The following is a 14,358-nucleotide window of genomic DNA, read 5'->3' on the forward strand; positions in this document are numbered from 1 at the left end:
CCTAGTTCCCGAAGCTGGCCAGATAGGCGGTCACTGCCTCGATATCACTTTCTTTTCTGAGGCCCGCGAAGCTCATCTTTGTGCCCTTGATGAAGCTTTTAGGCTTTGCCAGAAATGCAGCCAAAGCCTCTTCGGTCCAAATCAAACCCTCGTCGGCTAGAGCCAAGAGCGGCTTGGAGTACTTGAAGCCCTCAATAGCGCCAGCAGGATGACCAACGATCCCGTTCAAAATCGGGCCGGTCTTGTTTTTCGCGTCGTCCCCAACCTGGTGACACGCCTTGCACTTCTTGAAGACCTTTTCCCCAGAAGCGACCAGCTCCGGATCAATCTCGGCTATGTCTTCTGCGGGAGCATCAGCGACCTTCGCTTCTTCTAAAGCCGCGGAATTATCCGCTTCGTCAACTTCTTCTGGGGTTACGTCCAAAACCATCGCCCGCATTGTCACTTCGACATTCTCTTTGCAGTTTTCCATGCAAGGCTCACCGACCCACTTGGAATGCTCGGTTTCCATGCGATCATCCAGAATGAACCCATCGTGGTTGGGCAGGACAACGTCACTGAACGTCTCGTTCGAGAGAACGAAGTCATCGTCGACCAGATCGTTGGAATACAAGATATAAGCCACGATCGCGTAAACATCGTCCGGCTCCAGCGACTGGGCGTTTCCAAACGGCATGGAGCGGTTCACATAATCCCATGTCGTCGACAGATACGGCCAGTAGCTGCCCACCGTCTTCAGCGGGTCTTTGTCGGCAAGCGTATCCATTCCACCTGCGAGCTTTGGCCAGTTCCCGACACCTTCGGCAAAATCACCGTGGCACACGGCGCATTGATCCGCGAATACCTCTTCACCGGTGAATACATCGCCAGAACCTTCCGGCAGCCCGGTTCCATCGGGGCTTACGTCCTTGTCCCATGCCGCGATCTCTTCGGGCAAAGCTGGGCGACCCAGACCAAATGTATCTGCAAACGCGGGCGTAGAAAGAACGGCGAACGCCGCTGCTACCTTAAGAAACTTCGACATTTTCCGCCTCCCCGTTCGCGCGCACCAGCCATGTCTGGATGCAGTTATTGTGGTAAATCGAGTTGAGCCCCCTCACCTCACGCAATTGCGCCTTGGTGGGCTGCACATAACCGGTGTCGTCCATGGCCCGAGACTGAAGCATCATCTCCTCGCCGTTCCACTCGGTATCCAAATAGAACCGCGTCAGCGCCATCTTCTCGCCGGGCTTGGCAAGTCGTGCTGTCTCCCAAGTCTTGCCGCCATCCTTTGATACATCGACCCGGGTGATCGCACCGCGGCCGGACCAGGCAAGGCCTGAAATCACCAAGGGGCCATTGCCGTGGGTGATCGGCGATTGTGGGCTGGGGGACGTCACTACAGACTTGGCATCCATCTCCCAAGTCCATTTACGAGAAATACCGTCCGCCAGCGTGTCGGTATATTTCGAAGTCTCCTCCCGGCTTTCCACAGGGCCGTCCATGACCTCAATGCGGCGGATCCACTTGATCCACATGTTGCCTTCCCAGCCGGGAACGACCAGACGCACCGGATAGCCATGCTCTTTCCGCAATGCTTCACCGTTAGCTTTGAAGGCGACAAGCACATCATCAAGCGCCTTCTCCATCGGGATGGAGCGTCCGTTGGAGGACGCATCGGCCCCTTCGACGAAAACCCACTTACCTGCGGTGTCGTATCCTGCCTCTTCCAGAAGCGTGCGCAACGGCACCCCGGTATATTCCATGTTGTGGATCATACCATGGGTGAACTGCGCGCCGTTCAACTGGGCCCCGGCCCATTCCATCCCCGTGTTCGCCGCACATTCACAGAAATAGACGTGGTTCTCGCGCGGGAAGCGTTCCAGGTCGGCGTAGGTGAAGACCAACGGGCGGTCCACCATGCCGTTGATCATCAGGCGGTAGTCTTCCTTCTTCAACTCGATTGCGCCGGAATGGTGGCGCTCGAACGCGCAGCCTTGCGGGGTGATCGTGCCGTCCAACGCATGGATCGGCGTGAAGTTGATGGAACTGATCGTGTCAGCCGTCAGCCATTCCACGTTGCGACGGATCACATCGTCTTCGAACTCAATTGGCAGGCCGTATGGCGTCTCGTCCACACCATCCCCCAGGCCCGATGCCCACGGTTGAACCTCGGTGATCAACGGATCGGGTGTCGCTGCACCGGCTTTGCCTGCAGCCAGACCGACCCCTGTCAAAGCCGCGCCTTTCAGGAACGCACGGCGGGATTTACCTGTCGTTTCTTCTGTCATCTGTTTGCCTTTCTGCCGGTGACGCTTAAGCGCCCACAACTGTCACGCTGTTGTTCGGATCAACTGTTACTGTGCCTTGCTTGCGAACGTGGTTCTCGACCACGTCCCAAATCTGCGGCCCTTCGGTGCCTTCGTTAACCGACGCCCACCCTGCGACCTGATAGGTCGTTGCCGGATCAATCTTCTCGCCGGTCTTGAGCAAGGTCATTTCTGTAATGCGCTCGCCTTGCGGCTTGGTGACGTCAATGCGGTAGCCAAGGCCACCTGTCCGAACCATGTCGCCCCCCTGCTGGTAGTAGGGGTCCGGATTGAACAGGTTGTCCGCGACGTCTTCCATAATCACATGCAAGAACTCGCCGGTCATCTCGGAGCGATACGCCGCGCCGTAGGTCATCGAGGTGACGTTCCAGATGTCCTCGCGGGTGATGTCTTGGCCCGGAAGCAGCGACGGCCCCCACCTCACGCCGGGACTGAGCGCTATGTCTGCCTCACGTTCCGAGATCAGAGCATCGCAGATCAGATCGTCCCAAGTCCCGTTAAAATTGCCACGGCGATACAAGAGCGAGCCGGTTTGGCCGATGACTTCGGACAACTTGTCTTCGTAGGGCGCACGCTGCTCGTCTATCACCGCAGCCACATCCGCGTCAGGCGCAATGACGTCCGAAAAGATCGGAATCAGCTTGTGGCGGAAGCCCATCATACGGCCATCGCGCACGTCCAGATCGACGCGGGACACGAATTTGCCATTGGAGCCGGACGCCACGACGATTGTCTCGCCAACCAGCACAGGCTCCGGCAAAGCGTCATGCGTGTGGCCAGAGAGGATGACGTCGATACCGGAAACGATACCCGCCATTTTCTTGTCCACGTCGAAGCCGTTATGGCTCAAGCACACGACAAGCTCCGCACCTTGGGCCCGGACTTCGTCGACCATGGCCTGCATGTTCTCGTCACGAATACCGAAGGCATATTCGGGGAACATCCAGCCGGGGTTGGCAATCGGCATATAGGGGAACGCCTGCCCGATAACCGCAACTTTCACACCGCCGCGTTCGAAGAACTTATATGGCGGGAACAGCTCCGCAGGCTCGTCCCACTCGGCATCAAAAATGTTCTGGCCAAGGGCTGCAAATGGAAGGTTTTCGACAATCTCGTTCACGCGGTCGGAACCAAGCGTGAATTCCCAGTGGAAGGTCATCGCGTCCGGCTTCAACGCGTTCATCACGTTGACCATGTCCTGACCTTCCGTGTGATAGCAGGTGTAGGAACCGTGCCAAGTGTCGCCGCCGTCCAGCAGCAACGCATCGGGGCGATCGGCGCGGATCTGATTGATTACAGTCGCCACCCGGTCCAGACCACCGACGCGGCCATATCCTTGCGCCAAAGCGGTGAAGTCGCCTGAGCTGAGAGCGTAGTGGGACGGGCTGCCATCGTCGATGCCATAGAGCTTGCGGAAATCAGCGCCGGTGACGTGTGGCACCTCCCCGCGATTATCCCCGACGCCAATGTTAATCGACGGCTCCCGGAAATAGATCGGCTTCATCTGCGCATGGATGTCCGTTACATGGATCAGGGACACGTTGCCGAATGTATCGAACTGCAAAAGCTGGTCCTGCGTCAATGACTGCTGCGCGGCCAAGCGGCCCCAATTGCCATAACTGGATGCCCCAAGAATGGCACTGGCGGCCATGCTGGTCTGAAGAAAGTCACGCCGTGAGATCATTTGGGATCTTCCCTGTGCTGGAATACATGCGGGTTTTTGAATGTTTTATGAATAGGAAAGCCCCGTGCCGGTCCTTCGGCGCGGGGCTTTCAAGCTCACTTAGTTACGAACGGCAGGGCCCTCGACCGACAGACCGTTACCGCGGGACGCGACATACAACTCCAAAGCCACGAACTCCGGGCTGCCGGGGCTGTAGGTTTCGGCGCGAGTATCACGAATGCAGCCTTTGAAGCGATCGTGGACTGCGTTCAGCTTGGTATTTTTCAAGCGATACACCGGGAAACCATTGATCTGGCCTTGGCTCAAATGGTCAGCGCGGATCATCAAGCCGTAGCTGTCCTCATGGCAATTGGCGCAGGACAGCTCCAACTGACCGGTGCGTGTGTAGTACAACTCTTTGCCATCTTCCCATGTTGACTGAGCAGGTCCGTCGATAGCGACATCCACAGGCATGCCGCGAGACACAGACGCAAGAAGCGCGGTCATGTTGACCATATCGCCACCGGTGTACTTCCATTTCTCGGCACCCATACGGTTCTCACGGCAGTCGTTGATCTGCATCTCGAGCGTGAACACTTCTTCCGCCGCATCATTCCATTTCGGGAAAGTCGGGCGAACACCTGCCATTTCGTCAGACGCACCATGACAGTCCGCACAAGACTTGCCCTCGGTGCCTTCGGCCGTATTCCAGGTATCTTCGGCTTGCTCGACGAAGATCATGCCCGGGTTGTCGAAGTCGTCCGCCTGCATTGCACGCGTTTCAGTTCCGCGGAATAGCCAGCCGGACATCACCTCGTCCAGAGCATCCGCGACATGCGCCGGAGCAGCCGTGCGGGTAACTATGGTCGTTTCTTCGTTGAGAACCAGCGTGTCATCCACCGGATCAGCTACAGCACCCATTGCAACGGTGCTCGCGACGACGAACACGCCGATAGCTTGCTTAAAGTTTGTCATATCATCCCTCCCTGATGCTGTGACGATCAGCCAATGGCAATTTGCTTGCTCTCTTCGTAGACCGAGCCGTCATCATCGTACCATGTAAACTTGAACTCACCCGCTTCTGGCACGGTTGCTTCAAACTCCAGATATGGATTGGTTGAAATCGCCGGCTCCAACGTAACGTCGATGACGTTCTCACCGTTAAAGTCGCATGTGAACCGATTGATGATCGAGCGCGGAATTACGTTGCCGTCATCGTCCTTGCGCTGACCTGACTCCATCTTGTGACTGATCAGCGTCTTGATCGTGATCGCCTCGCCAGCAGCTGCCTTCTTAGGCACCTTGACGCGGGGTTTTACACCTTTTGCCATTTTCAAATACTCCTTGAGATACCTTAGCCGCCGCAGCCGCCGATTGTGACTTTAACAGTGCTGGACGCCTTCACGAAGGAGCCGTCAGCCATTTTGGCGATAGCGACTACATCCTGCGTGCCCGCCAATCGAATGCGGGTAGAGGCGGCATGCGAAGCGGCAAGAGGGCCGAACTTGAATGTCGCCACAGCCGGGGTCGGATTTCCGGTCGCCAAGACCATAATCTCGGCAGCGCCTGGTGCCGACACCTCGATCGGTACGGTATTGCCATTTTCAGCGATTTCCGGCGCGGTCAGCGTAATTCCGGAGTCGCCCATTTCAGCACCACCGGTGAATGCGGCGATCGCATCATCGGACAAGGATGCAAACGCGCGTAGCGGAAGCCCTAGCGCCGCGAAAGCGCTTGCGCCCATAACGAGGGCATTGCGTCGTGTCAGTTTCATTGTTCAAGCTCCTAAGCTTATTCCCCGATTAGAGAGGGTGTTCATTCCTTAAGCGTAGAAAGATAGGCAACTACGTCTTCGATTTGCTGGGCGGACAACAGCGGGCCGAATGTTTCGTCAGCTGCTTCACCAGTGTAGGCATTTCCGGGGCGGATGAAGCCATCCACCTTGTAGAACGCAGGCATCATCGTGTCTTCGAACATGATCTTGGCGTTAGCTACAATGCCGCGAAGTTCTGCCTCTGACCAGCGGTCGGCAGCTCCGTCCAGAGGCGGACCAATCTCGCCTTGGAACGGAATGTCTGCGAGATCGGAGACCTGATGGCATGCCACACAGTTGCCCAGACTCTTGTTGCCTACGACTTCGGCGCCATTTGCCGGATCTCCGGCTACGCCGGTAAGCGATGCTTTGACCACACCGTCTTCATAGTTGACCTCTTTCGGGTCAATCTCTGCAGCAGACAGCGCTGCTGCGGATACGGCCACCACGGCCATGGTTAGGATTGAAATTCTCATGCGTCCTCCCGTAACACATTCAATTTTTTGTATACCATAGGGCACGGCTTCTCGATGCGGCAAGTGCAAATTGTCGATTGCAACCACAACCTATGCACTTCACTTGGCTCAGTCCGTCGATCCATCTTGCCTTTCTTGGATACGCCTTGCGTGATAGCGCTGAAAATCCTCATCTGAATCAAGGGCATAGCGCTTCTCATTTACCCAAGTGAACATGTCAGTGGTCGTGCCAACACCAAAAGCACCCGGCATGACCGCGACGGCAGCTGACTGGGCGGTCTGATCGTCGCCAACTTCTTCGGGAAGGAACAGAATCGAGGGCGTAAACAGAAGTCCCCACTTTCGCGCAGCCGCCTTTTCGCTCAACACCTCGCCGTCGAAATCTGTAACCTCAGTATCCCCATGGAGGTTAAGCTGAACAATAAAGAAGTTCTCGCGGATGTAGTCGGCCAGCTCCTCCCGGGAGTAGACCTCACGATGCATCTTGTCACAGTAGATGCACCCACGCTGCTCGATCATGAGCGCAAGCCGCTTTCCCTCGGCGTTAGCCTCACCAAGATCCTCGCGCAGATCCTTGAAGGTATCACGCATCCAATCAGCCTTGTGCAGGCCGTCATCACCCAGTTCTGCAGCAAACGCTGGAACTGCAATCAATGCAGCTATCATGGCCATCCAAATTCGTTTCATCGACGTATCTCCTCTCTAAATGTTCTGAAACGCCGGGAATGTCTCAAGCATCCACTGTGCGATGTAGTTGATGCTGTCAGTCGCGATGAGCACGGCAAACAGGATCATAAGCAGCCCCATAGCCTTCTCGACTTTCGGTAGATGCTTCCGGAACCGTGACACGAACTTAAGAAACGGCCCGATAAATAGCGACGCGACCACGAACGGTGCCGTCATCGCAACTCCGAAAACCAGCAGCAAGAACAAGCCTTCCAAAGCAGTCGACTCGGTGCTCGCCGTGAAGACGACAGCAGTTAACACGCCACCGACGCATGGTGTCCAGCCCGCAGCAAACGCAAACCCTACAACATAGGCACCCAGAACCGACATGTTCTTCGTGTCCCCGGCATCCATCTGAAACACGCGATTCAGAAACCCGATGCGTAGGACGCCCAGAAAGTGTAGCCCCATTATCAAGACGACCGCGGCCGCGAACAAACGAAACTCCGTTTGCATGCTGCGGAATGTCTGGCTCAGCCCATATGCTGCCGCGCCGAGAAGAACAAATACGGTAATGATCCCAAGCGAGAACATTATCGACGCCAGAAACGCGCGGCGGCGAACGCCGGGTTCCAACTCACCTTCCGCACTAATTTCCGACATCGAAGCGCCTGCCATATAGCTGAGGTAGAACGGCACGATCGGAAGCACGCACGGCGAGAAGAACACTATCAATCCTCCGGCTAACGCTCCGAGGATGGTGACATCAAACATTACTGTGGCCTCGACCGTTGCATGGCTTACATATTCAAGTTATGATATGTTTTCATGATCGGTCAACTGGAACCGCGATGATTAGCGCTCGCAACGGCCTTCTTGGCATTCTACTATCCGGCGTCACGGCCTTCATGGTTCAAGCGGCTGAGTTGGTTATGGTCGAGCAAGACGGCTGTCATTGGTGCGCACAATGGAACGAGGAAATCTCCGCGACCTACCCCAAGACCGAAGAAGGTCAGCGCGCGCCACTGCGACGCGTGGACCTTAGAGACCTGCCTGATGACATCACTTTCAAATCCAAGCCAGTCTTCACGCCTACATTTGTATTGGTCGACGAAGGTCAGGAGCTTGCACGTATGGAAGGTTATGCAGGCGACCAGTTTTTCTGGTTTCTTCTGGGAAAGATGCTGGATGAGCATCCTGACGCGACGGGGCTGGACCCGTGATGGCTGTTCAAGATGCCGCAGATGTCGATAATTCGGCGTGGCAAGATTGCCCTCGCACAAGCAGCGTCTTATTAGAATACACGCATAGGCTGAAAGCGGTAGCATCATGAACTTGCCCGTCATTACCAAGAATATGTCAGATGACGACATCGAAAAGATGATGGAGAACGCGTGCAACGCCTCGAACTTTCTGAAGGCAATCAGCCATGAAGGCCGGCTGATGATCCTCTGTCATCTCGCGACCGGAGAGAAATCCGTCACCGAGTTGGAAGAATTGCTGTCCGCACGCCAAGCGGCAGTTTCCCAACAGCTTTCACGTCTCCGAATAGAGGGGTTGGTGTCGCCCAGACGCGAGGGCAAAGCGATCTATTACAGTTTGACAGATCGGCGTGCCATTCAGATACTTGACGTGGTTTACGAGCTTTTCTGTCAAAAAAAGTAGGCTTGGGCCCGCTACCGGAGCGAGGCTGAGGCTTGTGGAGGAGGCCAGTTGTTAGACGGTATTTCTGACGCGATGCTCGTCGCCATGTTCGGATTTTTCGGTGGCATCGCTTTGGGACTGGCCGCTCGCATAGGACGCTTCTGCACCTTGGGTGCGATTGAGGACTTTCTGTATCAGGGCAGCTCGACCCGTCTACGGATGTGGTTTTTGGCAATTGGCGTCGCTGGCACCTTGAGCTTTACGTTGGCGGCGTTCGGAGCCCTCGACCTGTCGCAGACGATCTACAGCACCGCCCCGTGGTCACCACTTGCCAGCATCACCGGCGGTCTCTTGTTCGGATACGGTATGTCGCTTGCGGGGAACTGCGGGTTTGGTGCTCTGGCAAGGTCTGGCGGCGGAGACCTGCGATCTTTCGTGATCGTTTTGGTGATGGGCATTTCGGCATATGCCATGCTCTCCGGCCCGTTTGCGGCTGCACGCGTGATGCTGGTGGCAAACACTACCCTTCCCACGCCTCATCTCGGCTACGCAGACCTGCTTGGGTCGCTTTCTGGAATTCGTGCTGAACAGATCGGATTGATCATTACCGGCGCGATCGCCCTGGCAGCCCTCGGTTCGCGGAGCTTTCTGAATGAGCCGAAATCCGTCGCTTGGGCGTGCGCGATCGGGATCGCAATTGTTAGTGGCTGGGCCGGAACACAATGGGTTGCCACAGACAGGTTCGGAGCATCACCCGTTCTCAGCCACACTTTTACCGCACCGTTGGGCGAAACACTTATTTTCTTGATGACGGCTAGCGGCGGAGGCCTCTCTTTCGGCGTCGGCTCTGTCTTTGGCGTGTTGGTCGGAGCATTCTCCGGCAGTTTGATAAAAGGGCATTTCAGATGGGAAGCCTGCGAGGACCCTCGTGAACTGAAGCGTCAATTTCTTGGTGCGATCTGTATGGGCTTCGGGGCGGTGCTGGCGATGGGATGCACTATCGGCCAAGGCATTTCAGCCTTTTCAGTGTTGTCCTTCAGCGCACCGTTAGTACTGGCCTCGATCTTCGCTGGCGCGGCCTTGGGGCTCAAGCAGTTGATCACCGGCTTTGCACCACCTAACTAGATTTTGAGGCTGGAGATCATGGACCTATCGAAGCTGTTCGCGATGGCCCTTCTGCATGATTGTATTGCGATACTTCTCTCTCTAGCATCTTTATCACGCAGATCGACGACTGAGATGCGTTAGAATTGTAGACGCTTTGCCCCTAATTCCGAGCAGCCAAGTATGCCTAATCCCTTGTACGATAAAGTCTTCGGAATTCACTCTGACAAGACGGCTCCTTTCCTTCATCTGGCGGATGGCGATACCGTTACCTATGCGGAGTTCCTGTCGACAGCGGCGCAGATTGCGAACGCGCTAACCGAGATCGGCCTCAAACCCGGCGACCGCGTCGCGGCACAAGTGGACAAATCCGTCGAAGCATTGGCCCTCTATGCAGCATGCGTTCAGGCAGGATTGGTATATCTACCTCTTAATACCGCCTACACCGTCGACGAGGTCGGCTATTTTATAGAAGACAGCGGTGCTGCGTTTGTGGTGTGTGAAGAGCATACCTTGCCAAACCTGACGATAGTCGCTGAAAGGTTTGGGGCGCAAATCTTGCCCTTGGCCACCGACGGTGGTGGCTCACTCATGGGACGTGCCCGCGCCAAGCCTTCCGACTTTTCGACCGTGAGCCGCAATTCCGATGATCTGGCCGCATTACTCTATACATCCGGCACGACGGGGCGTTCGAAAGGCGCCATGCTGACGCAAAACAACTTGCTGTCGAATGCACTAACTCTCGTAAGCGAGTGGCGTTTCACCTCCGCTGACGTCTTGCTGCATGCTCTACCAATTTTTCATACCCATGGCCTTTTCGTCGCGACCAACGTGGTTTTGGCGACAGGCGGCAGCATGATATTCCTGCCAAAATTCGATGTCGAACAGGTGATCAAAAAACTACCGGATGCGACGAGCATGATGGGTATCCCCACCTTCTACACTCGGCTCTTGGAAGCGCCCAAATTCACCAGAGACCTAGCCCACCATATGCGTGTTTTCATCTCAGGCTCCGCGCCGCTCCTTGAAGATACACACAAGCAGTTCGAGTCACGGACTGGCCACCGCATTCTTGAGCGCTATGGCATGACCGAGACCAACATGAACACATCAAACCCATATGACGGCGAGCGCCGTGCCGGCACTGTCGGCTTTCCGCTCCCCGATGTGGACCTGAAAGTGACTGACCCCGACAGCGGAGACGCGGTTCACGACGGGGTTATCGGCCAGATTGAGGTGCGCGGACCGAATGTGTTCAAAGGGTATTGGCAGATGCCTGAGAAGACCGCCGCAGAATTGCGTGATGACGGGTTCTTCATCACAGGCGATCTCGGAAAATTCGACGAGGATGGTTACCTGCATATCGTCGGGCGTAACAAGGATCTGATCATCTCGGGTGGCTACAACATCTACCCCAAGGAAATCGAGCTGCTGTTGGACGACCAGCCCGGAGTTTTGGAAAGCGCCGTCATAGGGGTTCCGCACCCGGATTTTGGCGAAACAGTGCTGGGGCTTATCGTCGCGCAAAGCGACCAGTCCCCCGACCTCGACGCCGTCATGGAAGCAGTCGAAAACTCTCTCGCCCGCTTCAAGCACCCACGCAAACTGGTCGTGCTGGAGCAGTTGCCGCGCAACGCCATGGGCAAGGTGCAAAAAAACCTTCTGCGGGATCAATACAAGTCGATGTTTACAAATAGCTGACTGCGCGGTGAGCCCGGTATGTGAGGCGACATTTTTGTGATATCCTCGCAGCAACTCACATGGAGTTGGTGTTATGGAAGCAGGCGATACGACCATACTGATAGGCACTACCAAGGGGGCCTTCCTTGCCTCGGGAGAGCGAGAACGATCTGGCTGGGACATAGACGGCCCCTTTTGCGACGGGTGGCCAATCAATCATGTAATCGGCGATGCCGAAACTGGCACGCTTTGGGCTGGTGGCGGCGGCGACTGGACCGGTGCAGGCGTCTGGCGTTCTGGTGACGGTGGGAAGACTTGGGAGGTTAAAAGACTGACCAAGGGAACGATGGATGACTGGGCTGCGAATGACGCCGATTTCGCCAAGATGATCGGCTGGACGGAGGAGCCCCTGCCGTTTGGCGATAAGTTCTCACAAATCTGGTCGTTAGCTTATGCCCACGGGAAGCTTTATGCAGGCACAAAACCCGCCAGCTTGCTGGTCAGCGAGGATCAGGGCGAAACATGGAAACCTGTTCAAAGCCTGACTGATCACGAGTCGGCGGAAGGTTGGAACCCCGGCGCCGCCGGATTGGTGTTGCACACCATCGTGTCTGACCCGGTGAACCCGCAAAAGCTGTGGGTTGGTATCTCGGCTGCTGGTGTTTTCGCGACCGAGGATGGGGGCAAGACCTGGGAGCGGCGCAACCGTCTGTCGAACGACGAGACCTGTGGTCACCACGATCACCCTGCCGCGCCGCGTGACGGGGAAACCGGACACTGCATCCATAATATGATGCGCGCACCGGGAGATGGCGACTTGTTATACCAGCAAAACCATCATGGCGTCTGGCGCTCCGGTAACGGGGGCCGCAGTTGGGATGACATCACGGCGGGGCTACCTTCTACTTTCGGCTTCCCGATCCGCGTCCATCCTCGCGACCCCAACACCATTTGGACCCTGCCCTTGAACGGCGACAGCAGCGGTCGCTTCCCGCCCGACGCGGCGGCGGCGGTTTGGCGATCGCGTGACGGAGGGCAGACATGGCAGGATTTGCGCAACGGCCTTCCGCAAAAAGGCTGTTTCTTCACCGTCCTGCGCCAAGCGATGACCGGTGACACACGCGATCCGGCGGGGCTTTATTTTGGCACGAACAGCGGCTCTGTCTTTGCCAGTCTCGATGAGGGGGAAAACTGGCAGGAAGTCGCGAGGCATTTGCCAACTATTCTGGCAGTCGAGATAGTCGAGCGGGTCTGAAATATCCCTCAGCAGCACTCCCCTCCTGAGGATATCACTGCGCCATGTTCCGACTCCACAAGACGTCGTCATGCCTCTGCGCGACGGCAGGCAAAATCCGCAGACGCTCCGGAATACTTGACTGTAGACTCTGAGTATTCAGGGCTACTTCACCTAAGTGTTCGTATTTTCTTCCACCAATTCTTTGTAGAGGGCGCGAATGCGTTTTGTGACCTCGCGGCTGCCATCGCCAATTGGTTTCCCGTCGATCTCCGCAACAGGTGTCTGCGCGCCAAACGTGCCGGTCAGAAATGCCTCATCGGCTCCGTATGCCTCGTAGAGAGAATAGTTCTTCTCGAATACGGCAATGTCATTGGCGCGGCACAGATCAATCACCTTCTGTCGCGTCACTCCATTCATGCAATAATCGCCGGTCGAGGTCCAAACCTCCCCCTTGCGTACGATGAAGAAGTTGCAAGCATTGGTGGTGTTCACGAAGCCATGCGGGTCAAGCATCAACCCTTCGTCCGCCCCCGCCTGTTCGGCTTGCAGACAGGCAATAACGCAGTTCAGCTTGGAGTGGCTGTTGAACTTGGCATCCTGGCTCATCGGCAATCCGCGAACCTGCGGAACAGTAGCCAGCCGGATGCCACGATTTTGCAACTCTGCCGCAGGTTTGGAATGCTCCATAATGATAACCAATGTCGGCCCGGTGCGGCTGAGCGACGGATGTTGGAACGGTTTTACCTTAACGCCACGCGTCAGCATCAAACGGCAATGCACATCACTGACCATGCCATTCGCTTCAGCCGTACGCGTCAGCGCGTCAAGAATGCCTGCGCGGTCCATCCCGACGTCCAGCGAGACTGCTTTGCAAGACGCGAAAAACCGATCCATGTGCTCGTCGAAAAACGCCCACTTGCCATTATAGAGGCGCATGCCCTCCCACATGCCGTCCCCGAGCATGAACCCACTGTCATAGACGGATACCTTTGCCTCATCCCGATGGACGATCTCGCCATTCACGTAGATCTTGATGTCACGATTACGGGCATCTTCGGACGCATCATGGGTGGTAAGGGCTTCTTTGGTCATGATCTATCCTTGGCAAGTTACTCATATGACGAAAGCGGTCGGCTGCTTGATCGCGCGCCAGTCCGTTTTGCAAGTTCTAGGACAGTACATCAGAAACATCCATTGCCCCACTGTTGCGGGATGGCGGGAAAGGTAGATACTCGCTGATCCTGTTTCTATAAGGAAGGCCATAATCCGGTCAAACGACTCGACAGTTGGCCGTAAATAATACCAAGGAGAATTCACATGATCGAACGCATTGAGACCGGAGCACGCTCTTCGAAGATCGTCAAACACAACGGGGTTGCCTATATCACCGGCCAAGTTGGCGAGGGTGCGACCATCCAGGAGCAGACCGAGGAATGCCTGCGCCGCCTGGACGCCCTTCTGACGAAGGCCGGATCCTCGCGCCAACAGATGCTGCGGGCGACAATCTGGCTGGCGGATATGAGCGACTTCGCAGGGCTCAATGAAGTCTGGAATGCATGGGTTCCCGAAGGACACGCACCCGCCCGCGCATGTGGCGAGGCAAAGCTGGCACGCGCCGAGCTGAAAGTCGAAATCATCGTGGACGCGGCCTACGACTGATACGAGCAGGTGCGCCGCATCGAGAACTTAGGTTTTTATATTTTTTCCGACATCGTTTTTGGAACTATCAAAAAAAACCATAAAGTCCTGTCTCGACTTTCGTAATG

At 56.1% G+C, this 14,358-nt stretch carries 16 protein-coding genes; 6 read left to right on the forward strand and 10 right to left on the reverse strand.

All coding sequences use genetic code 11. The annotated features are described in order from the left end of the window. Position 1 precedes the first annotated feature (1 nt). The 9 genes from THALAR_RS13315 to THALAR_RS13355 form a co-directional block, all read right to left on the reverse strand. Positions 2–1,024, reverse strand: coding sequence for a c-type cytochrome (locus tag THALAR_RS13315; RefSeq protein ID WP_021102102.1), 1,023 nt, complete (start codon positions 1,022–1,024; stop codon positions 2–4). Next, the gene (gene soxC, locus THALAR_RS13320) at positions 1,008–2,270 is read right to left on the reverse strand and encodes a sulfite dehydrogenase (protein ID WP_021102103.1); all 1,263 of its coding nucleotides are present in this window, start codon (positions 2,268–2,270) and stop codon (positions 1,008–1,010) included. Before soxC ends, THALAR_RS13315 begins: the two co-directional genes overlap by 17 nt. 25 nt (positions 2,271–2,295) lie before the next feature. Then, complete coding sequence (gene soxB / locus THALAR_RS13325; protein ID WP_021102104.1) at positions 2,296–3,993, reverse strand: thiosulfohydrolase SoxB; 1,698 nt, start codon at positions 3,991–3,993, stop codon at positions 2,296–2,298. Between the two features lie 99 nt (positions 3,994–4,092). Further along, entirely contained in the window at positions 4,093–4,947 is an 855-nt protein-coding gene (gene soxA / locus THALAR_RS13330; RefSeq protein WP_021102105.1) for a sulfur oxidation c-type cytochrome SoxA, read from the reverse strand. 26 nt (positions 4,948–4,973) lie between these two features. Next, the gene (gene soxZ / locus THALAR_RS13335) at positions 4,974–5,303 is read right to left on the reverse strand and encodes a thiosulfate oxidation carrier complex protein SoxZ (protein ID WP_021102106.1); all 330 of its coding nucleotides are present in this window, start codon (positions 5,301–5,303) and stop codon (positions 4,974–4,976) included. Positions 5,304–5,326: 23 nt separating this feature from the next. After that, complete coding sequence (gene soxY, locus THALAR_RS13340; protein WP_021102107.1) at positions 5,327–5,746, reverse strand: thiosulfate oxidation carrier protein SoxY; 420 nt, start codon at positions 5,744–5,746, stop codon at positions 5,327–5,329. A gap of 41 nt (positions 5,747–5,787) precedes the next feature. Then, positions 5,788–6,261, reverse strand: coding sequence for a sulfur oxidation c-type cytochrome SoxX (gene soxX, locus THALAR_RS13345; protein ID WP_021102108.1), 474 nt, complete (start codon positions 6,259–6,261; stop codon positions 5,788–5,790). Positions 6,262–6,369: 108 nt separating this feature from the next. Further along, positions 6,370–6,948, reverse strand: a complete 579-nt coding sequence (locus THALAR_RS13350; protein WP_021102109.1) for a thioredoxin family protein — start codon at positions 6,946–6,948, stop codon at positions 6,370–6,372. A 15-nt stretch (positions 6,949–6,963) separates the two neighbouring features. Further along, positions 6,964–7,701 carry a cytochrome c biogenesis CcdA family protein gene (locus tag THALAR_RS13355; RefSeq protein WP_040818766.1) on the reverse strand — a complete coding sequence of 246 codons (738 nt, stop codon included), beginning with the start codon at positions 7,699–7,701 and terminating at the stop codon, positions 6,964–6,966. 77 nt (positions 7,702–7,778) lie between these two features. Between THALAR_RS13355 and THALAR_RS13360 the strand changes: the two genes are divergently transcribed. The 5 genes from THALAR_RS13360 (at position 7,779) to THALAR_RS13380 (ending at position 12,610) form a co-directional block, all read left to right on the forward strand. Next, on the forward strand, positions 7,779–8,150 hold the full coding sequence (locus THALAR_RS13360) for a thioredoxin domain-containing protein (RefSeq protein ID WP_021102111.1): 372 nt from the start codon (positions 7,779–7,781) through the stop codon (positions 8,148–8,150). 106 nt (positions 8,151–8,256) lie between these two features. Beyond that, positions 8,257–8,592, forward strand: coding sequence for an ArsR/SmtB family transcription factor (locus THALAR_RS13365; RefSeq protein ID WP_021102112.1), 336 nt, complete (start codon positions 8,257–8,259; stop codon positions 8,590–8,592). Between the two features lie 48 nt (positions 8,593–8,640). Next, positions 8,641–9,696 carry a YeeE/YedE family protein gene (locus THALAR_RS13370; protein ID WP_021102113.1) on the forward strand — a complete coding sequence of 352 codons (1,056 nt, stop codon included), beginning with the start codon at positions 8,641–8,643 and terminating at the stop codon, positions 9,694–9,696. Between the two features lie 162 nt (positions 9,697–9,858). After that, positions 9,859–11,376, forward strand: coding sequence for a malonate--CoA ligase (locus THALAR_RS13375; protein WP_021102114.1), 1,518 nt, complete (start codon positions 9,859–9,861; stop codon positions 11,374–11,376). Positions 11,377–11,449: 73 nt separating this feature from the next. Next, positions 11,450–12,610, forward strand: coding sequence for a WD40/YVTN/BNR-like repeat-containing protein (locus THALAR_RS13380; RefSeq protein ID WP_021102115.1), 1,161 nt, complete (start codon positions 11,450–11,452; stop codon positions 12,608–12,610). Between the two features lie 153 nt (positions 12,611–12,763). On the opposite strand, the gene THALAR_RS13385 is transcribed toward THALAR_RS13380, so the two are convergent. Further along, entirely contained in the window at positions 12,764–13,684 is a 921-nt protein-coding gene (locus THALAR_RS13385; protein WP_021102116.1) for an aminotransferase class IV, read from the reverse strand. Positions 13,685–13,909: 225 nt separating this feature from the next. Between THALAR_RS13385 and THALAR_RS13390 the strand changes: the two genes are divergently transcribed. Next, positions 13,910–14,251, forward strand: coding sequence for a RidA family protein (locus THALAR_RS13390; RefSeq protein WP_021102118.1), 342 nt, complete (start codon positions 13,910–13,912; stop codon positions 14,249–14,251). Positions 14,252–14,358: the final 107 nt, after the last annotated feature.

It is taken from the genome of Litoreibacter arenae DSM 19593 (assembly GCF_000442275.2).
In the GTDB taxonomy this organism is placed as follows: Bacteria; Pseudomonadota; Alphaproteobacteria; order Rhodobacterales; family Rhodobacteraceae; genus Litoreibacter; species Litoreibacter arenae.